At 63.1% G+C, this 19,485-nt stretch carries 19 protein-coding genes; 13 read left to right on the forward strand and 6 right to left on the reverse strand.

Annotation, left to right across the window (positions count from 1 at the left end; translation table 11 throughout):
• Nucleotides 1–143: 143 nt before the first annotated feature.
• The 4 genes from DH08_RS22180 (at nt 144) to DH08_RS22195 (ending at nt 4,172) form a co-directional block, all read left to right on the forward strand.
• Nucleotides 144–1,412 carry an ABC transporter substrate-binding protein gene (locus tag DH08_RS22180; protein ID WP_192181324.1) on the forward strand — a complete coding sequence of 423 codons (1,269 nt, stop codon included), beginning with the start codon at nt 144–146 and terminating at the stop codon, nt 1,410–1,412.
• Nucleotides 1,412–2,347 carry a carbohydrate ABC transporter permease gene (locus tag DH08_RS22185; RefSeq protein ID WP_192181325.1) on the forward strand — a complete coding sequence of 312 codons (936 nt, stop codon included), beginning with the start codon at nt 1,412–1,414 and terminating at the stop codon, nt 2,345–2,347. The genes DH08_RS22180 and DH08_RS22185 overlap by 1 nt, the downstream gene beginning before the upstream one ends.
• Nucleotides 2,348–2,361: 14 nt before the next feature.
• Nucleotides 2,362–3,189, forward strand: coding sequence for an ABC transporter permease subunit (locus tag DH08_RS22190; RefSeq protein WP_192181351.1), 828 nt, complete (start codon nt 2,362–2,364; stop codon nt 3,187–3,189).
• A gap of 86 nt (nt 3,190–3,275) precedes the next feature.
• Nucleotides 3,276–4,172, forward strand: a complete 897-nt coding sequence (locus DH08_RS22195; protein ID WP_192181326.1) for an aminoglycoside phosphotransferase family protein — start codon at nt 3,276–3,278, stop codon at nt 4,170–4,172.
• 49 nt (nt 4,173–4,221) lie between these two features.
• Here the strand turns inward: DH08_RS22195 and DH08_RS22200 are convergent, their stop codons facing one another.
• Together DH08_RS22200 and DH08_RS22205 are read right to left on the reverse strand one after the other, a co-directional pair.
• Nucleotides 4,222–4,755, reverse strand: a complete 534-nt coding sequence (locus tag DH08_RS22200; protein ID WP_192181327.1) for a cytochrome b — start codon at nt 4,753–4,755, stop codon at nt 4,222–4,224.
• Nucleotides 4,736–5,212, reverse strand: coding sequence for a MarR family winged helix-turn-helix transcriptional regulator (locus tag DH08_RS22205; RefSeq protein WP_192181328.1), 477 nt, complete (start codon nt 5,210–5,212; stop codon nt 4,736–4,738). The genes DH08_RS22200 and DH08_RS22205 overlap by 20 nt, the downstream gene beginning before the upstream one ends.
• A 97-nt stretch (nt 5,213–5,309) precedes the next feature.
• On the opposite strand from DH08_RS22205, the gene DH08_RS22210 reads away from it, so the two are divergent.
• The 8 genes from DH08_RS22210 to DH08_RS22245 all read left to right on the forward strand — a co-directional run bounded on the left by DH08_RS22210 (nt 5,310) and on the right by DH08_RS22245 (nt 10,794).
• Nucleotides 5,310–5,678, forward strand: coding sequence for an antibiotic biosynthesis monooxygenase family protein (locus DH08_RS22210; protein ID WP_192181329.1), 369 nt, complete (start codon nt 5,310–5,312; stop codon nt 5,676–5,678).
• 105 nt (nt 5,679–5,783) lie between these two features.
• Entirely contained in the window at nt 5,784–6,116 is a 333-nt protein-coding gene (locus tag DH08_RS22215) for an ArsR/SmtB family transcription factor (RefSeq protein ID WP_192181330.1), read from the forward strand.
• An 11-nt stretch (nt 6,117–6,127) separates the two neighbouring features.
• Complete coding sequence (locus DH08_RS22220) at nt 6,128–6,637, forward strand: arsenate reductase ArsC (protein WP_192181331.1); 510 nt, start codon at nt 6,128–6,130, stop codon at nt 6,635–6,637.
• A 2-nt stretch (nt 6,638–6,639) separates the two neighbouring features.
• Nucleotides 6,640–7,329 (forward strand): aquaporin, encoded by a 690-nt coding sequence (locus DH08_RS22225; RefSeq protein ID WP_192181332.1) that lies wholly within the window; start codon nt 6,640–6,642, stop codon nt 7,327–7,329.
• Nucleotides 7,326–7,748, forward strand: a complete 423-nt coding sequence (arsC, locus tag DH08_RS22230) for an arsenate reductase (glutaredoxin) (protein ID WP_192181333.1) — start codon at nt 7,326–7,328, stop codon at nt 7,746–7,748. The genes DH08_RS22225 and arsC overlap by 4 nt, the downstream gene beginning before the upstream one ends.
• A 65-nt stretch (nt 7,749–7,813) precedes the next feature.
• A complete protein-coding gene (locus DH08_RS22235) occupies nt 7,814–8,134 on the forward strand; it encodes an ArsR/SmtB family transcription factor (RefSeq protein ID WP_192181334.1) in 321 nt (106 codons plus the stop codon).
• A 48-nt stretch (nt 8,135–8,182) separates the two neighbouring features.
• Nucleotides 8,183–9,583 carry an NAD(P)-binding protein gene (locus tag DH08_RS22240; protein WP_192181335.1) on the forward strand — a complete coding sequence of 467 codons (1,401 nt, stop codon included), beginning with the start codon at nt 8,183–8,185 and terminating at the stop codon, nt 9,581–9,583.
• Complete coding sequence (locus DH08_RS22245; protein ID WP_192181336.1) at nt 9,580–10,794, forward strand: MFS transporter; 1,215 nt, start codon at nt 9,580–9,582, stop codon at nt 10,792–10,794. Before DH08_RS22240 ends, DH08_RS22245 begins: the two co-directional genes overlap by 4 nt.
• A gap of 58 nt (nt 10,795–10,852) precedes the next feature.
• Here the strand turns inward: DH08_RS22245 and DH08_RS22250 are convergent, their stop codons facing one another.
• Nucleotides 10,853–11,746, reverse strand: coding sequence for an OmpA family protein (locus DH08_RS22250; protein WP_192181337.1), 894 nt, complete (start codon nt 11,744–11,746; stop codon nt 10,853–10,855).
• Nucleotides 11,747–11,779: 33 nt separating this feature from the next.
• On the reverse strand, nt 11,780–15,013 hold the full coding sequence (locus tag DH08_RS22255) for a DUF6212 domain-containing protein (RefSeq protein ID WP_192181338.1): 3,234 nt from the start codon (nt 15,011–15,013) through the stop codon (nt 11,780–11,782).
• Nucleotides 15,014–15,219: 206 nt separating this feature from the next.
• On the opposite strand from DH08_RS22255, the gene DH08_RS22260 reads away from it, so the two are divergent.
• The gene (locus DH08_RS22260) at nt 15,220–16,233 is read left to right on the forward strand and encodes a glycosyltransferase family 2 protein (RefSeq protein ID WP_192181339.1); all 1,014 of its coding nucleotides are present in this window, start codon (nt 15,220–15,222) and stop codon (nt 16,231–16,233) included.
• 29 nt (nt 16,234–16,262) lie between these two features.
• Here the strand turns inward: DH08_RS22260 and DH08_RS22265 are convergent, their stop codons facing one another.
• Nucleotides 16,263–16,553 carry a hypothetical protein gene (locus tag DH08_RS22265; protein ID WP_192181340.1) on the reverse strand — a complete coding sequence of 97 codons (291 nt, stop codon included), beginning with the start codon at nt 16,551–16,553 and terminating at the stop codon, nt 16,263–16,265.
• A 139-nt stretch (nt 16,554–16,692) separates the two neighbouring features.
• Nucleotides 16,693–19,374: a glycosyltransferase family 2 protein gene (locus DH08_RS22270; protein ID WP_192181341.1), complete on the reverse strand. Its 2,682-nt coding sequence runs from the start codon at nt 19,372–19,374 to the stop codon at nt 16,693–16,695.
• Between the last annotated feature and the right edge of the window lie 111 nt (nt 19,375–19,485).

Here is a 19,485-nt window from a genome sequence, read left to right on the forward strand (position 1 = left end):
GTCGAAAATGAACCGGCCGTTATAGGGAACCCAACACGCATCTTCGCAGTTCAATGCGGGGAGGGCGGGGCGCTTCGTGAGCAGCCGGCACGGTCAGGCATGGCCTGTCCGTTTTGGTCGGCTGCCGGAGGAGACCCGCCGCCATGAAGTTCTTTCACGCACTGCTTGCGTTTGCCGTCGCCGCTGTACTCGCTGCCAGCCCGGCCCGGGCCGTCGACCTCTCCATCGTGTCGGGCGACACCGGCAATGGCCTGAAGGTGCTTCGCGACATCCTTGACCAGTACGAGAAGAAAAGCGGCAACAAGGTCACCATCATTCCGATGCCGACCTCGACCACGGACCAGTTCGGCCAATACAGGCTCTGGCTCGCCGCCCACAACGGCGACATCGACGTCTATCAGACCGACGTCATCTGGGCGCCGCAGCTGGCCAGCCAGCTTGTCGACCTGACTGCGGCGACCAAGGATGTCGTTGCGGCCCATTTCCCGTCGATCATCCAGTCGCAGACCGTCGACGGCAAGCTGGTGGCGCTGCCGATATTCACCGACGCACCGGCGCTCTACTACCGCAAGGACCTGCTGGATAAGTATGGCGCCAAGCTGCCGGGAAGCTGGAGCGAGCTTGCCGCCACCGCCAAGCTCGTCATGGACAAGGAACGAGAGGCCGGCCACAAGGACATTTGGGGTTTTGTCTTCCAGGGCAACGCCTATGAGGGGCTGACCTGCGACGCGCTCGAATGGGTGATGTCGAACGGCGGCGGGCAGATCATCGAGCCGGACGGCACGGTCTCGATCAACAATCCGAAGGCGGCGGCCGCCCTCGACATGGCCAAGGGCTGGGTGGGCACCATCGCGCCTCCGGGCGTTCTCGCCTACCAGGAGGAAGAGTCGCGCGGCGTCTGGCAGACCGGCAACGCCGTCTTCATGCGCAACTGGCCCTACGCCTATTCGCTGGGCGAGAGCGAAGGCTCGCCCATCAAGGGCAAGTTCGACGTGACCACGCTGCCGCCCGGGTCGGGCGAGGGCGCCCGCTCGGCGGCGACGCTCGGCGGCTGGAACCTCGCCGTTTCCAGATATTCGAAGAACACGGATGCAGCGATCGAGCTGGTCAAATGGGTCGCGTCGCCCGAGATGCAGAAGTACCGCGCGCTGAAGGCATCCTATCTGCCGACCATCCAGGCTCTCTACGACGATGCCGACATCGCCAGGGAGCAACCGGTCATCCCGCGCTGGAAGGAGGTCTTCCTCAACGCCGTGCCGCGTCCTTCGAATGAGGCCAAGGTCAGGTACAATGAGGTGTCCAACGCGTTCTGGACCGCCGTGCACAAGACGCTCTCCGGCGAAGGCACGGCCGCCGACAACCTCGCCGATCTCGAAGTGACGCTGACGAAGCTCAAGGGCGCCGCCTGGTGATGCAGGCGCGCTCTCGGCTGATGCGCCAGCGCGTGCGCTCGGCGTGGCTGTTCCTTGCCCCTATGCTCATCGTGCTCGCCGCTGTCGCCGGATGGCCGCTTCTGCGCACCATCTATTTCAGCTTCACCGACACCTCGTTGACCGACCTCGAGGCAGGGCGCTGGATTGGCTTTGCCAATTACTTCTCGGTACTCAGCATGCCGAGCGGCCGGGTTCTCTACGACGGCCTGCTTGTCGACCCAGCCTGGTGGCGCGCCGTCTGGAACACGGTGCGCTTCGCTCTGATCTCGGTGACCTGCGAGACGGTCCTCGGCATGATCGTCGCTCTGGTGCTCAACGCCGAATTCCCCGGCCGCGGCTTCGTGCGCGCCGCTGTCCTCATCCCCTGGGCGATCCCGACGATCGTCTCGGCGAAGATGTGGCAGTGGATGCTCAACGACCAGTTCGGCATCATCAACGACGTGCTGCTCAACCTCGGCCTGATCAGCACCAAGATCGCCTGGACCGCCAGCGCCGATACGGCAATGGTCGCCGTCCTCATCGTCGATATCTGGAAGACGACGCCGTTCATGGCGCTTCTCATCCTCGCCGCGCTGCAGATGCTGCCGCGCGAGATCTACGAGGTCGCCCGGATCGATGGTGTGAGCCCCTGGCGGGTGTTCTGGAAGGTGACCTTGCCGCTCATCCGGCCGGCGCTGATGGTGGCGGTGATCTTCCGTGGCCTCGATGCGCTGCGCATCTTCGACCTGATCTATGTGCTGACGCCGAACAATGCGCACACCAAATCGATGTCGGTGTTTGCGCGCGAGAACCTGTTCGAGTTCGACAAATTCGCCTACGGCTCCGCCGCCTCGACGCTGCTTTTCCTCATCCTCGCCTTGCTGACCATGCTCGTGCTGTGGCTCGGCCGGGTCAGGCTGGACAGGGACTATTGATCATGTGGCCTTTGATCACGCGGATCGTCAGCCGTGCCGCTTTCTACCTGCTCGTCGCGGTCATCGTCATTGTCGCGGTGTTCCCGTTCTACTACGCCGTCGTCACCAGCCTGAAGTCGGGGACGGCGCTGTTCGAGGTCGACTATTGGCCGAAGATGATCAGCTTCGCCAATTACCGGACCGTCCTCACCGACGGGACCTTCCCGCGAAACCTCCTCAATTCGCTGGTCGTCTCCGGCGCCGTCGTCGCCATCTCGCTGTTCCTCGGCGTCACCGCCGCCTACGCGCTGGCGCGCATCCGCTTCCGCGGCCGCTCGCTTCTGCTGTTCGCCATCCTCTCCGTCTCCATGTTCCCGCCGGTGGCACTGCTTGCCGGCCTGTTCGAGCTGGTCCGCACGCTTGGCCTCTACAACTCGCCACTGGCGCTGGTCTTTTCCTACATGATCTTCACTTTGCCGTTCACCGTCTGGGTGCTCACCGCTTTCGTTCGCGACCTGCCGCTCGAGATCGAGGAGGCGGCGATCCTCGACGGCGCGACGCCATGGATCATCATCACACGCGTTTTCCTGCCGCTGATGTGGCCGGCGCTGGTCACCACCGGGCTGCTCGCCTTCATCGGCGCCTGGAACGAATTCCTCTTCGCGCTCACCTTCACCTCCAGCAACGAACAACGAACCGTGCCGGTCGCCATCGCCCTTCTGTCCGGCAGTTCGCAGTTCGAGATCCCCTGGGGCAACATCATGGCCGCGTCGGTGATCGTCACCGTGCCGCTCGTCGTCCTCGTGCTGATCTTCCAGCGCAAGATCATCTCGGGCCTCACAGCGGGTGGCGTGAAGGGGTGAACGTTCTTTGGTGACGGCTCTCGTTTTGCGCCGCTGAGTCCTTGGCTAGTGTCACCGGATACCTTCATCGGTAAGTTAGTGCTCGAATGCATCAAGATGTCTCGATCGATAGCGACCTCGTTCGCCGGCTGATTGCCGCGCAGTTTCCTCTCTGGGCGGACCTGCCGGTGGAACCGGTCGAGCCGGGCGGCTGGGACAATCGCACCTTCCGCCTCGGCGACGACATGTCGGTGCGCCTGCCGAGCGCGGCGTCCTATGCCGCACAGGTCGAGAAGGAGCAGCGCTGGCTGCCCCTGCTCGCGCCGCATCTGCCGCTGCCGATCCCGGTGCCGCTGGCCAAGGGTGCGCCCGGGCAAGACTACCCCTGGCCCTGGTCGGTCTATGGCTGGCTGCGCGGCAGGCCTGCTGCGAACGGCGGGATTGCCGATCTCACGGGCTTCGCCCGCTCGCTGGCCGATTTTCTGCTCGCGCTTTACCGCATCGATGCCAATGATGGCCCGCCGGCGGGCCAGCACAATTTCCATCGCGGCGGCCGGCCTGCGGTCTACGACGCCGAGACCCGTACAGCACTGTCGGCACTGACTGGGCGCCTCGACACGGATACCGCGCAAGAGGTTTGGGCAAGCGCGCTTGGCTCCGGGTGGCAGCGCCCGCCGGTCTGGGTCCATGGCGACATCGCCTCCGGCAATCTGCTGGTCGAGGGCGGAAAGCTCCGCGGCGTCATCGATTTCGGCAGTTCGGCCGTCGGCGATCCCGCCTGCGACCTGGTGATCGCCTGGATCGAGTTTTCCGGAGAGAGTCGGCAAGCCTTCCGCGATGGGCTCGCCCTCGACGAGCAGACCTGGGCGCGCGCCCGGGGCTGGGCATTGTGGAAAGCCCTGATCACCGCTTCCGGCCACGACGGCAACCAGCGCGAGGCGGAAAGATCCTGGGCCATTATCGACGAGGTGCTGGCGGACCATCGGCGGGTTTATCGTCGATAGACCGGCTCGGTGTCGTCACGTCAGGACGAGAACTTTCGCGGCGATCAGGCTACGCGCCATACCACATGCGCCGGAGCAGCCCGTCACGCCGAATGAACTGGTGGTAGAGGGCCGCGCCGGCATGGAACACCAGCAGCGCCACAAGCACAAAGGCGCCGAAGCCATGCGGCGCGCGCGGCGGATAGTCGGTGAAGTTCGGCAACGTCGCGTTGCGCTGGCCGAAGATCACCGGGGCAGCACCACTCAGGACCATCATGCCGATGCCGCTGGCGGCCATGCCGAGAATGACGATGTAGAAAGCGACATGCACAAGGCGTGCGATGCGTTCCTGCCAGGCTGGCGAACCTTGCGCGGGAAGCGGCCGCAGATCGAAGCGCCACCACCAGACAATGCGGAATGCCGTCAGCAGCAAGACCATGATCGCCACCGGAATGTGGAAACGAAGGAGGTCGGCCTTCACAGCAGCATCCATCGCATTGGCGGCGCTGAAGCCGGAGCCGAGCAGGGCCAGGATCAGGATGGCGCTCAGCCAGTGAATGGAAACCGCTACAGTGCCGTAGCGGTCAGCTCTGCTCTTCCGCATCCATGTCTCCTTCGAGTTTCCGGCGCAGCGCCGTGATCACGGCGTGCATTGTGTTGAGATCCTTGACCACGAGCCCGTCGGCGAGCCTGTTCACCCAGGGCGCCTGCAGGCGCATAGCTGCGTCGAAGGCCTGTCTTCCCTTGTCGGTCAGAACGACGAGTTGCGCCCGCTGGTGATGCGGGTTGGCCCCGAATGCGACGAGCCCTTCCTTGTGCAGGTCGTTGACGATCCGCTGCACGTTCTGGCGGTTGGCGCCGAGATCGCGCGCCAGCCAGGCGACCGGCTGCGGCCGCTCGGCGATGACGATCGCGCCGAGGACCTGCCAGCGGGCGCTGGTCAGGCCAAGGTCGGCGACCAGCCTGTCTCCGGCGGCGAGCATTCGGCTGTTGAGCCTGAACAGGTCGAGAACAAGATCGTTCAAAGCTTCACCGGCCGGGGTTCGAATGGGTTCGCTCATTTGTCATCCTATATCGTGATTGACATCATAGTGTCAAGTTGGTATGTATGCATCATAACAGAGTGACACCATAACACCAATTAGATGGAGCCTTGTGATGACTGCGATACGCCCAATGGACCCTGCCTTCCCCATCGACCGTCAGGTCGCGATCGACGCCGGCGCCGTCGTGCTGGTCAATCTTTTCACGCTCGACAAGGCCGACGAGCAGACCTTCCTCGAGGTGTGGCAGGATGATGCGGCCTTCATGAAGCAGCAGCCGGGCTTCATCTCGACCCAGCTCCACCGCGCGCTCGGCGACAGCCCGACCTATCTGAACTGTGCCGTGTGGGAAACGACCGCTGCCTTCCGCGCCGCCTTCACGCATCCGCAGTTCAGGGCCAAGATCTCGGCCTATCCGTCCTCGGCTGTCGCGTCCCCGCATCTGTTCCAGAAGGTTGCGGTGCCCGGCATCTGCGTGGCCTAGCAACAACGCACGCCCTGCCGCCGTACCGGTTTCCGCGCCCGTCTGTCATCCAGCTGTCATATGGTCGCGCTAGGCATCCTTAAATCCGGATTTATGGATATATGGATGGACAAGGAAGCAGCTCTTCGCGCATTGGCAGCGCTGGGCCAGGACACGCGCCTCGAAGTCTTCCGGTTGCTGGTGCGCACCGGGGCAGGCGGCTTGCCCGCCGGCGATATCGCTGCGCGGCTCGACATCGTCCAGAACACCATGTCGGCGCATCTGAAGGTGCTCGATCATGCTGGGCTGGTCAGTGCCGAGCGCGAGGGCCGCAGCATCCGCTATGTCGCCGACATGACCGGCTTTCGCGACCTGCTCGCGTACCTGATGGAGGATTGCTGCAACGGCGCGCCGGAGCTCTGCCAGCCGGTGATCCAGGCCGTGACCTGCAAATGCTGAGGGAGGAATTGATGACAGATCAGATCTACAACGTCTTGTTTCTGTGCACCGGCAATTCGGCGCGCTCGATCCTCGCCGAGGCGATCCTCAACCGGGTCGGCGCCGGCAGGTTCAAGGCCTATTCCGCCGGCTCGCATCCCAAGGGCGAGGTCCATCCATTCACGCTGCAGCTCTTGAAGACGCTCAACCACGACACCTCCTTTGCCCGTTCGAAGGACTGGGAAGAATTTGCGGCCCCCGGCGCACCAGAGATGAATTTCGTCTTCACCGTCTGCGACAACGCCGCCAATGAATCCTGTCCGGTCTGGCCGGGCCAGCCGATGACCGCGCATTGGGGCGTGCCCGACCCCGCCGAAGTCGAGGGCACCGATGCGGAAAGGCATCTGGCCTTCGCCGAAGCCTACCGCATGCTCAACAACCGCATCTCGATCTTCGTCAGCCTGCCGATGAGCATGGTCGACAAATTGGCCTTGCAGAAGCGGCTGGATGAGATCGGCCGTGATCTGCCAAGGGCCGGCTGAGGATGACCGTCGATCTGCCCCGCCGTCTTGCCGCCGAAGCCCTCGGCACCGCGATGCTGGTCGCCGCCGTCATCGGTTCGGGCATCATGGCCGACCGGCTCACCGACGATGTGGCATTGGCCCTGCTCGGCAACACCATCCCGACCGGCGCCATTCTGGTGGTGCTGATCACTATTCTTGGGCCGGTCTCCGGCGCCCATTTCAACCCGGCGGTGACGCTGGTGTTTGGGTTGCGGCGGGAGATCGAAACCAAGGCTGCGTTGGCCTATGTCCTGGCCCAGATCGCCGGCGGCATTGCAGGCACGCTGATCGCGCACGCCATGTTCGGCCTGCCCCTGGTCGAGCTTTCCACCACCGTGCGAAGCGGCACGGGGCAGTGGATCGCCGAACTGGTCGCTAGTTTCGGCCTCGTCTTCACCATCCTTGCCGGTCTGCGCGCCCGTCCGGACTCGATCCCGTGGCTGGTCGGCCTCTACATCACCGCAGCCTACTGGTTCACCGCTTCGACCTCCTTTGCCAATCCGGCGGTCGCCGTCGCGCGTGCTTTCTCCAACACTTTTGCCGGCATCCGGCCGCTCGATGTCCCGGCCTTCATCATCGCCGAGCTTGTTGGCGCGCAGCTGGCCATGGCGCTGGCCGGCTGGCTGCTTGCCGAACCGAAACCCTTGCCAGAGATGAGACCCGCCGCATGACCATCACCATCTATCACAACCCTCAATGCGGCACCTCGCGCAACACGCTGGCCATCATCCGCCAGTCCGGCGAGGAGCCGGAGGTGATCGAATATCTGAAGAACCCGCCGTCGCGTGAAAAGCTCATTGAGTTGATCGCCGCCATGGGAATGACGCCGCGCCAGCTCTTGCGCGAGAGCGGCACGCCCTATGCCGAGCTGAACCTTGGCGATGCCAAATGGAGCGATGACGAGATCCTCGATTTCATGCTGGCGCACCCGATCCTGATCAACCGGCCGATCGTGGTGACGCCGCTCGGCGCCATGCTGGCGCGGCCGTCGGAAGCTGTTCTCGACATCCTGCCCAATCCGGATATCGGCTCTTTCACCAAGGAGGACGGCGAGGTGGTGATCGGCGCCGACGGTAAGCGGGTCGTCTGAGCTTATTTCGAATTTCTTCGAAATACAGTTGACGACCCGCTGATTCTGGGCGTACGGATATTTCCATGAAACTCGAACAAGCAGCAAAACAGCTCGAGGCGCTGGGCAACCCGACGCGGTTGAAACTCTACCGCATCCTGGTCCGGGCCGGCGAGGCGGGCAGGCCCGTCGGCACTCTGCAGGAAAGTCTGGGCATTGCCGCCTCGACGCTGTCGCATCATTTGCATCGCCTCATCCTGACCGGCCTTGTCTCGCAGGAGCGGCAGGCGACGACGCTGATCTGCCGCGCCAACTATCCGATCATGCGGGATCTGGTCGGCTTCCTCGCCGACGAATGCTGCGCCGATGCCGCCAGTAATCCCGCCGCGGGAGAGGCGGCGGCATAATTTTTTGCCTTATATTTCGATAATCCCGGAATTATGGAAGGTAGCAAAATGAACAAGCATAGCGATCTTCCGGTAGCAGTCATCGGTGCCGGCCCTGTCGGCCTGGCGGCAGCCGTCTATCTGCTTCGCCAGGGCCTACCGGTGAAGCTCTACGAGGCCGGCGGCGACATTGCCACCAACCTTCGCGATTGGGGCCATGTCAGGATTTTTACGCCCTGGCGCTTTTGTGTCGATCGGGCGGCGAAGGAACTGCTGGAAGAGCATGCCTGGAACATGCCCGATCCCGAGGCGTTTCCCACCGCCAATGAGCTTATCGATCTCTATCTCGAGCCGCTGGCGAAACTCCCGCAGATCGCGCCGGTGATCGAAACCGGCGCTCGAATTGTCGGCATCTCGCGCCTGGGCGCCGACAAGGTGCGGAGCAGGGGGCGTGAGGCACGGCCCTTCATGCTGGTGGTCGAAACTGCCAGTGGCACCAGGCGTGACGGTGCCCGCGCCGTCATCGATGCGTCGGGCACATGGCAGTCACCGAACCCGCTCGGTGCCGGCGGCCTCGCGGCCGAGGGCGAGATGGAATTCGCCGATCGCATCGCTTACGGCATTCCTGATATTCTCGGTCGCGACCGCAGCGTTTACGCCGGCCGCACCACGCTGGTCGCCGGCTCCGGGCATTCGGCGGCCAATGCCTTGCTCGATCTCGCCAGGCTGGCGGATGCCGAACCTGGGACGGCCTCCATCTGGACGGCTCGCGGCACCGACCTCGTGCGCATCTATGGCGGCGGCGATGCCGACCAGTTGCCGGCGCGTGGCGAGCTTGGCGCCGATGCGCGCGAACTTGCCGAAAGCGGCCGCGTCACGCTGGTCACTGGTTTTGCCACCGTGGCCATTCGCGACGAAGGCGGTCGCCTGATCGTCGAGGGCGAGACAGAAGACGGCTTGCGACGGATCGGCCCGGTCGACCGCATCATCGCCGCCACCGGGCAACGGCCCGACCTCACGCTGACAAGGGAGCTTCGGCTCGATCTCGATCCGTGGCTGGAAAGCGTCAAGGCGCTAGGGCCGCTCATCGATCCCAACGAGCATTCCTGCGGCGACGTGCCTCCACACGGACACCGCGAACTCAGCCATCCCGAGTCCGATTTCTACACGGTCGGCATCAAGAGCTACGGCCGGGCGCCGACCTTCCTGCTTTTGACCGGCTACGAACAGGTGCGATCGGTCGCGGCCGCTTTGGCAGGCGACATCGCGTCGGCCGATGCGGTGCGATTGGTTCTGCCCGAAACCGGCGTCTGCGTAGTACCGGGAACGCTGGAAGTGTCGCAAATCGATGCGGCGTCCAAGGGCTGCTGCGGTGGCCCGGCGCCGCAAGAGGCGGATGCGTGCTGCGTCGCCGATGTCGAGGCGAAGACCGCCGGCAAGAGTGGCTGCGGCTGCGGCGTTGCCGCATGAGCATTCCGTCGGGCATGCGTAGCCGCGGCACGATCATCACCGTGCTTGGGCTGACGCAGATCATGGCGTGGGGCTCTTCCTACTATTTGCCGGCGGTCATTGCGCCGAAAGTGGCCGCAGAGACCGGTTGGCCGCTGGCTTGGGTGGTCGGCGGCCTGTCGCTCGGGCTTCTGGTCGCCGGCTTGATCTCGCCGCGTGTTGGCTCCTCGATCGAACGTCATGGCGGCCGCAATGTGCTTGCCTTCAGCGCCGTCTGCATCGGCGCCGGCCAGATCGGCCTGGCGGCGGCGCCGACCCTTGCGGCCTATGTCGGCGCGTGGCTCGTGATTGGGCTCGGCATGGGGGCAGGGCTCTACGACGCGGCCTTCGCGACGCTTGGCCGCCTGTACGGCCGCAGCGCGCGTTCGGCGATCACCACCTTGACCCTGTTCGGCGGCTTCGCCAGCACCGTCTGTTGGCCGATTTCCGCCTTCCTGATGGCCGAGATCGGCTGGCGCGGTGCCTGCCTCGTCTACGCGGCGGTGCAACTGCTTGTCGCTCTGCCGCTCTATCTCACGCTGCTGCCGCGCGGGGTGCCACCGCGCGGCAGCAGAACCGAAGCGGAAGGAAACGCCAAACCCGCGCCTGTGGGCGATCCGCCCCTGGCGCTGATGATCGTGCTCGCCACCACCATCACGCTTGCGGCGGTGATCTCCTCGACGATGTCGGTGCACCTGCTGGCGATTCTGCAGGCCGGCGGCCTGGCGCTTGCCGTCGCCGTCGGTCTTGGCGCCCTGGTCGGCCCGTTCCAGGTAACGGCACGCGCCATCGAAATGATGATCGCGCGCTACCATCATCCGATCTGGACCAAGCTTGCTTCGGCGAGTTTCGTCGCCATAGGCATCTCTGCACTCTGGATCGGCATGCCGGCCGTGCCGGTGGCGCTCGGCTTTTACGGCGCCGGCATCGGCCTTGAATCGATCGCGCGCGGCACCTTGCCGCTCGCATTGTTCGGTCCGTCGGGCTACGCGAAATTGATGGGCCGCCTGGCTATGCCGAGCCTGATCGCCCAGGCGGCCGCGCCGTCGATGGGCGCGGTGCTGATGCAATGGACGGGAGCGCAAGGCACGCTCGCCGTACTTGGCGGCCTTGCGCTGCTCAACGTCGTGCTGGCGTTCGGCCTGCGCTGGTTATTGGGCCGCAACAGGGGCATTCTGCTGCAGCCGGGGTAGCCGATCGCTCGAGAACGCGCGGTGAAGGCGCCAGCCCGATCCAGACTCCACAAGCCACTTACATCAGGGACGCGGTCGCCAGACGACTGGTCGCGACGTTCGGCTTCTTGTCGCCTACGTACTCAACGTTCGTGTCGATGAGCCGGTCGCTGTCGATACCGGCCGCGGTCAAAATATCCACGATCGCCTTCACGCGCTTCTTGGCCAGTTCCTTGTTTTTCTTTGCGGCGCTGGAGCCGGTGAATTCCTTGGCAGCCAGGGCCGTCAGTTCGACATTGCAGCGCGAGTCTCGGATGCTGGCGGCAAACTTGTCGAGGTCGTCCTTGATCTGCTGTGAAATCACGGAGGACTGGTTGTGGAAAAAGAGGTGAACCTGGACAGGGTCGCGCTTCTCATACTGCCGGCACGATATCCCTTGCTTCGGGAGAGTGTATAGGATGGCGCTCCGCGCCGTGTTGGTGTCGGCGGCGCCGTCGTCGACCCAATGCGAAAGCGCCAGCACCATTTCCGGCTTGACGCCTTGCGCCTTGAGAAAGTCGCCGGTCGCACTCAGCCTGCGGCCGGCAATGTCGTTGGCCTTGTCATAGCCACCTTCCTTGCTCGCCGTTGCATAAAGCCTATAGCCGCAATCGTGCCCGGCCTCCTTGATGAAAGCCGTCAGCGCCTTCGCGGCTTCGTCCGATATCTTGCCGTCTCCCTTCTTGAACAGGACACGGAACGAATTCCACTGGGTGCATTTAGGGCCCACATCAGGTTCCTGGGCGGCCGCTCCGAAAGACAAGATGCTCCCGGCAACGACAATAAATGCCAGGACAAGACTGAATGACTTCTTCATTTTCAAGGCGGCTCCTGTGCACATACTGAACCTACTGCCGTTCCCATGATTTCGACAGGTTAGAGCAATTCCAGGAAAAGTGCGTAGCGGTTTTCCTTCGGAATTGCGTAAAAACAAACATCCAGGTCTGCGCCATCGACGATACCGTCGTCAGTCCCACACCAGCAGCAGCTTGCGCCAAAAGGCGTTGGATGGCATCGGCTTCGAGCCGCGCGGCAGCCGGATGGCCAGATAGATCGTCAGCCATTTGCGATCGATCTCCCGGATTGAAACCTTCAAATCATGCAGCTCGAAAGGTTTCGAAACCCGTGTCCATCCCGAGAACGCCAAGGCACCGACCGGGGCATCGCCTTTCCATACGAGCTTTTCTTCCTGCCTGCCCAGCGCCATGGCGAACTCGAATGGAGACGCTTCCTCATGAGCGATCTCTACTGTTGCGATGACACTTCTGGCGAAGGCCGGGAAAGCAGAGTTGAGGGCGGCAACAACCGGGCCATGCGTGCTCGGCCGCAGGAATATGCCGCCATTGTCGCTGGCGACAAGCAACGCCGGCAGATCGGAGGGATGGTCGGTCACCAGCGTTGAATGCTTCAGCTCGTCACCGGTCATTCGGCGCATGCGTCGGCGTTGCTGCGGCGCGCCGAGGCGCGGACGCCTCGCGCCGGTCGAAACGACATGGCGGATCTGGATACCCGAAAAGCCGCCGAGCACCCGTGCATTCGGGAGGCTGCCGCCGCACCGGACCGCGAGCAGCAGATCGCGCCTGTCGGTCGCCGGCGAACTGACAGTCGCCATGATCTCGCGCGACTCGTGCGGTCGGCTGACATCGGCCCAGCCGCTTCCGCCATCACTCTCAAGGAGTTGGGCGAGATTGCCGAAGGTCTGGTTTTCCGCATCCACGATGGCGAGCTGAAACTGCGCACGACCCGTCAGTTCCTCGTCGAGGTAAATCCAACAGGTCGCGCCAGTGACGCCCGGCGGGCAGACGCCCTTCAGCAAAGCCATGGTGATATTGCTGCCCTTGGCTTCGAGAAACAGCTGGTCCGGCGATTGCTCGACATAGCTCAGCAGGGCCGGATCGTCATCGGGATACGAACCGACATGAGCCAGGCGCAGGGGTTCGGCGGAGAGATACTGCTCGCGGTAGAGCGAGGAATGCAACTCCGGCACGGTTTCCTCGGCCGCTGCGTTGAGCATTTCGAGGACACCCAGGGTGAAGTCGGGGCGCCCAGCATGGGCGAGCAGCGAAACTGCGGTATCCGCCCTGCCTTCGCGTGCCGCGATCTCGGCCAGCAACTGCATCGCGTCCGCGCCATTGGGGGAACCTGCGCTCAACCGGAGATATCGTTCGTCCTTGACCCGAAGCTCCAGATTCCAGAGGTTGAGTTCTTTCTCATGATTGGCGGTGTTCGAGCTGATGCCGAGTTGCACGAACATGTCCGTATTCGCGAACTTGTGCTTTCGGAAGACGTTGATGATCGGCTTGCGGTTCCGCAGCCACTCGGCATTTCGGTTCATGCCGGTCGGCGATGAGCGATACCAATAGAGCGGCTCCGGGACGGTGACAATCTCCAGGCCGGCCTGGTCCGCCCGAAGGAAGAATTCCCAATCGCTGGCCGAAAAGCCTCGCTCCTCGTTGAGGTAGCCTATCTTGTCGAAAATCTCACGACGGAACATCGCGTTGGCATCGCCATACGGATTGGTGATCAGGGCGATGTCCGTAGGTCCGCCGACCGGGAAATAGAGCATGTAACCGCCCTTCGTATCCGGCGGCACGAAAGGTTCGTTGAGCCACTTGGCGAAGGTCGTGCAGATATCGGCACCGGACTTTTGCATGCCGGCAACGAAGGCACTGACGGCGTTTGGGAACAGCACGTTGTCGTCGTCCAGGAACAGGATCAGCGAACCCTTGGCCGCGCGGATTCCGGTGTTGCGCGCCTTGCCGAGGAAACCGTTCTTCTGCCGGATGATCCGCCAGCCGCGCTGCACGAACTCCGGCTCGATCTCGGCCAGCAACTGGACGGCAGCTGGATCGGTGCTGCCGTCGTCAACGAGGATCAGTTCGATGTTTGGGTAGTCCTGGCGCCGAACCGAGGCAATCGCCTGGGGCAGCAGGCTGGCGCGATTGTAGTGCGCGGTGATGATTGAAACGAGCGGTGGCCGGCTCCGGCTTCGGCTTGGGGCCTTGCCGGGTTCCCGGCGGAATTTCGCGTGCAGCCTGCTCCAGGCTTTCTCACGCACGTCCCGTTTGTGCAGCGGCTTGGCCGGGCCGAACGATCGGCTTTCCAGCACTGACGCAATCTTGGCCGCGATGGCCGACGCGGACGCCTCCATCAAGATGGCATCGGCCGATCTCGGATGGAGCACGTCGCGAACGCTCCCGACATCCGTCGCGACAAACGGGATCTCCTCATCGAGGCATGTCACCACATCGAGCGGAAGCTGAGCAGCCGTGTGCGTAATCGCCACCAGTGCATGGCTCTGCCGGAGATATCTGAAGATCTCGGGTTCGTCTCGAATGGGCAGGAGCTTCAGCTTGAACGGCCACTGCTGCGCCCGGCGAACGATCATGCCGCCCGAATGTTCGCCCAGCACATGACCAAACGCGCCGACGACCGTCACCGCCAGGTCGGCCACGCCGCTATCGGCCAGGCGGTCGAGCGCATCGCAGAACAGCGTCAGTCCGCCGCGCGCTTCCGTGCCCGAGAAATGAACAATTTCGGCTGTCGGCCGCTCGCGCGGCCGGTAATGATCGACGGCGAAGTTCGAACGCCACTCCTCAGGCTCAAGGGGCGCGGCAATGTGACGGCTGGCGGGCAGTTTCCATCCCGCCTTGGTCATCCAGTCGAGCAGGGACTGGCCGGTGACGACAAGATGGTCGCACGTCTCGGCCGACGTCTTTTCCATGTGCGCGACGGTCATCTGGTCCTTCTGTTCGACCGCGCGGGCATTGGCCTCCAGCTTCCACATGAGCGGCTCATGGGCGAGCACGACGATCGCAGGCGGAGCGGGAAAAACGCCCGTCCGCTTGGCGACGGTGGGGAAATGCGCCAGGCCGCCCTCGAGCGAAAAATAGACGACGTCGAAATCATTCTGCTTGAGGTAGTGGTAGACAGCGACCGAGTTCTTGTCGCTCGCCTCATTGCCACGCAGCAACTGGGGCGATGGCGGCAGCAATTCGAGCCGCACCAGGAAATTGTCGAAGCACCATTTGCCCAGCCTGGCGATCTCGTTCGCATCCGGCTGGCTGCCGAGCGGGCTTGGCACCCAGAGCAGCGTCACGGTGTCGCCGGTTCTCGCCAGATGCTGCGCCAGCGCGTAGCTTGCCGACCCGGGATCCGCAGTCACCGTCGAGCCGAACTCAACCTCCGAAACGATACACACGTTGCGAGGCTTCTGATTTGCTTGTCGCTTGCCCTTGGGCGTCGCGCCTGCCTTAGAACCAACGCTCAATCAGTCCCCCGATTAGTTCGTCTTGTCAGCCTGCCCCGCTCGAAACAGTCTTGCCAACAGTTGGATAACACTTTGATAATTGTCTTGCGGGCATAACGCACGTGTCTTTCGCGCGCAAACGGATTGAAGACGTTCGGATGATTGGCCTTCTACCCCCAAGACATCTCGCGCGGCTGGATGATCGCCAGATCGACATAGCCGATGGCGAGATCCTGTGCTTTGTCGGCCTGCGCAACGAAGCGACGTTGTTGCCGCATATCCTCGACCACTACCGCGGCCTTGGCGTCGACCGCTTTTTCTTCCTGGACAATGGTTCGACGGACGGCACCCGTGAACTGATCCTGGAACAGCCGGACAGCCACTGCTTCCACACCGAGGGATCGCATTTCGCGGAGAACATCGATCCGCCGCGATGGATCAACACGCTCATGAACGTCTTCGGCACCGGCCATTGGTGCCTTTCGGTCGACGCCGACGAGCTTCTCGTCTATCCCGATCTTGAGCGGGTAAACCTGCGCCAGCTTTGCAGCTATCTCGACTCGACCGGCGCCGAAGCCGTGATCGGCTCGATGATCGACATGTATGCCGACGGACCGCTGGCCGAATGCAGCTATGACGGCACGATACCGCTCATCGAGGCTTCACCCTACTTCGATCCGGAGCCCGGATGGCTGCGAGCCCGCGACGGCTTGTATCCGCCGGAGCAGATGTTCGGTGGCGTGCGGGAACGTGTTTTCTGGCATGGTCGGTTCAAGCAGACGTTTCCCCCGTGCCTGACGAAGGTGCCGATCGTGCGATGGGGACGGGGCACGCATTACCACGTCGCGCAGCACACGATCAGCAAGGTCCGGTTCAGCGAACTGCGCGTCGCGTTGCTTCACTTCAAGTTCGTCTGGGGGTTCCGCCAGAAGTCAGCGTCGTCGCTGAGCGAGAACACGCAACTGAAGGAAAAGACGCTCGAGGAGCGCGCTGCTTACATGGAAGCGCTGGAGCGCGATCCGAAACTGGCGCTCCGCAACCATCGGTCTGTACGCTATCGCGGCGACGCCGCGCAGCTCGTCGATCTCGGCTGGATGAGAACCTCGGATCGCTATGCCGAATTTGTGTCGAGCCTGGCTGCGCGGCGCCTTGACGGCGACGCGACCACCTGACTGCCAAAACGGGAAGACGCAGCTAAGACCTATCCGCCGTAGCGGCCGCCGCCATCACCACCGTTTCCATTCCCACCGCCCGCCGCAAACTGGGACAGGCTGTTGAGCGCAAGCGCCTTACAGGCCGTCGGAGCATTCGGATAACGGTGCAGATAGTCCTCGAGCGCCTCGATGGTGCCGATCCTAAGGGCCTGCTCGCAAGCAAGCTCGGCCTCCTTGACGGGAGCAACCGCCATTTGCGCCTGCGCCACGTTGGAAAAAGCGACGCTCACGCCCAGAATACTAAGTCCACCCAACAGTAGCGATTGGATTTTACGCATTACACACCCCTTCCCACTACGAACCCCATAGCCCTTGATAATATTAGTTGTTAGTAATTTGTCAACCATAACAGCGGCCAAGCAGCCGTTCTCTTGGGGGATGGTTAACGGTCTCGGGGCCTGCTCGCCCGCTGGATTGCTATTCGCTGAACAGCGTCAGCTTTCGAAAGAAAGCATTGGTCGGAAAACCATTGGGCGTCCCCGCAAAACGCACCGTAAGAACGATAGAAAGCGGCATCTTGCGCCTGGCGTGAAGCATCACCGCCAGGGGGTGGCGCACGAATTTGTCTTTCACGGTCATCCACCCCGAAAAGGCAATCGTTTGGGCAGCGATGTCCTGCTGCCAGTCTATGGTTTGATCGCGGCGGGCGAGAGCCAGGGCGAAGTCCATTGCCGGTGCGTCGGCATGCGCGACTTCGACGATTGCTTCTATCTTGCGGAAGAAGGGCGGAAACTGATGATCAAGCGATGCGGCGACCGCACCCTCCAGATGCGGACGCAGGAACACTCCACCGCCATCCGGTGCGACCAGGAGCAAGGGGAGAGGCGAGGGGCGCGGTGTGAGCAGCCGTGCGCTCCTCAACATGTCGAAGCCGAGAGTGTTCGAGCCGACATCAGCGCGGCCCGGGTCACGGCGCTCATTGGCCTGGGGGCGTCCAAGCAAGCTGGCAGCCGTGTCGGGGCGACCGATCGATGCGGCAATGGCGGCGAGTTTCGCCATGGCGGCATCGCTGTTCGGCTCGACGTCGCAGAGCTCCAGATATTTCTGATTGGCGGGTGTATACTTCAGGTTTTCGCGCGCGCTTTCGATCTCGGATTGCGCCGTATTCTGGGCGATGGCCAACTTGTAGAGCTGCCCCAAATCACCGAATTGGCTTGACCTGAACGCTTCCATGACGGGGAGGCGATTGTCGTACCAATTCGATGTCCGGAACATTCCGTCAGGCTTCGAGCGGTACCAGTAGAGCGGTTTTGGAATAGGCCTGAGCTTGAGCCCGGCAAGCGAGGCTCGCGCAAAGAATTCCCAGTCGTGCATGGCGTAGCCCGGTTGCTCGATCCAGAACCCGATCTGTGCAAAGACGGATCGACGCACCATCGCATTGGCATCGCCATAGACATTGTGGATCAGGCCAAGCGCGTCGGGACCACCCAATGGCAAATACTGGATCAGCCCATCGGCCCGGTCCCCGGGCACGAAATCCTCATAGAAGATCAATTGGAACGCGGTGCAGATGTCCGCGCCTGAAATTGCCAAGGCGCGCACGAAATGGTCGACAGCCTCCGGAAACAGCGCGTTGTCATCGTCGACGAACAGGATCAGCTCGCCATGCGCGGCACGGATGCCGGCATTTCGCGCCGCGCCGAGATGCCGGTGCGGCCGCCGCAGGATCTTCCATCCGCGCCGACGGAAGGTCGGCTCCAACGCATCCAGCAATCGCCTGGCTTCGTCCAGGTCGCTTCCGTCGTCGACCAGCACCAGCTCCAGGTGATCGTAGGTCTGCGCTTCGATCGCCGCGATCGCCTGTTTCAGATAGAGCGGCCGGTTGCGATGGGCCATGACGATCGAGACCAGCGGTGACGATCCGGCGCCTTTATGGATGCGCCTCCGCTTGGCCGGCGTCGGCAAATTGCGCGTATCCAGCCATGACTGACGGCATTGGTTGAGGCTGTCGATCGGCAATGGGCGAGGGGGATCCTTGAGCGCCGCCAGGATCGCCTGCGCCAAAGCGGCAGCGTCGGCATCGACCAGTCGCGGTTGCCTTGCCTGTGGCTTCCAGGTCTCGGCATGCGCGCCGACATTGGTTGCAACGAATGGCAATCCCGCCTCGATGCATGCGGCGACGGCTCCGCCGGTCGATGCGGCGCGGGCGGGTATGACGGCAAGCGCGCCGGCGCGCGTGGCGTAGTCGAGCTTTGCCGCAAAGTTCGCGCGCGGCAACATGTTGAGCTTGAACGGCCACCGCTCGGCGCGTCGCAGAAGCAGGCCACCACTGTGCTCGCCCATGATCTTTCCGAATGGTCCGAATGCGGTGACCGTCAGGCCTTTGGGCGCCGTCGGCGCCAGGATGTCCAATGCATCGCACAACAGCGTCATGCCATCGCGAAGGTGCCATCCGGCAAAGGCGACAAGTTCTTTTGATCTCTGTTTCCCGACCGACGATCGCGCGCCTGCCTGGTCGATCCGATCCTGGAGCAGCGGCGTCACCACCGCCTTCTTCACCTTCCAATCTTTCGACAACATCCACTTGCGCAGTGCGGCAGACGCGCAGATCGTGCTGTCGGCCATCTCCGCGCAATATTTCTCCATGTAGGTCACGGCAATTGCGTCGGTGCTTCCCATGAAAGCTCTTTCGGCTTCATGTGCCCATTCCAGCGGCGCGTGGGCGATGACCACAACCGGCGGAGCGGCAAAGGCCCCGGTCTCGACCGCCAGCAGCGTATAGTAGGGCAAAGCGCCCTCGAGGGGCGCGTAGGCCAGATCGTGGCCGGACCGTTCGAGGTAGTGCAGCAGCGCAGCGGACTGGCTCTCGGGCGTCGCCAGCGAAGGAAGCAGCTGATCGGACTTGTCGAGCACTTCCAGTCGGACATAGGCCGCCTCAAACTCACGGTGACGCGCTGCCACCTCCTCGGAGGAAGGCACATCGCTCCCGGGAACCCATAGCAGGGTGACCTCGTCACCGTCCCCGGCGAAAAGCCTGGCCAGTTCGGCCATGGCTGTGTCTTCGTCGTCGCCAAGCCCGATCTCCCGCGTCACGACACAGACACGGCGAGGCCTGCCTTGCGGCTCTAACGGCCTCCGCTCCTTGCCACCAACGCCCATCGAAGTTCCTCTGATCCAATTCCGCCGCGCGCGCTTCCGCAGCGTGGTCCATCGACAATGATGCCTGCGCCGGGTTTACTTTTCAGTGATCATCCTTCAGCGCCATTGGTA

It is taken from the genome of Mesorhizobium amorphae (assembly GCF_014843845.1).
Classification (GTDB): domain Bacteria; phylum Pseudomonadota; class Alphaproteobacteria; order Rhizobiales; family Rhizobiaceae; genus Mesorhizobium; species Mesorhizobium amorphae_A.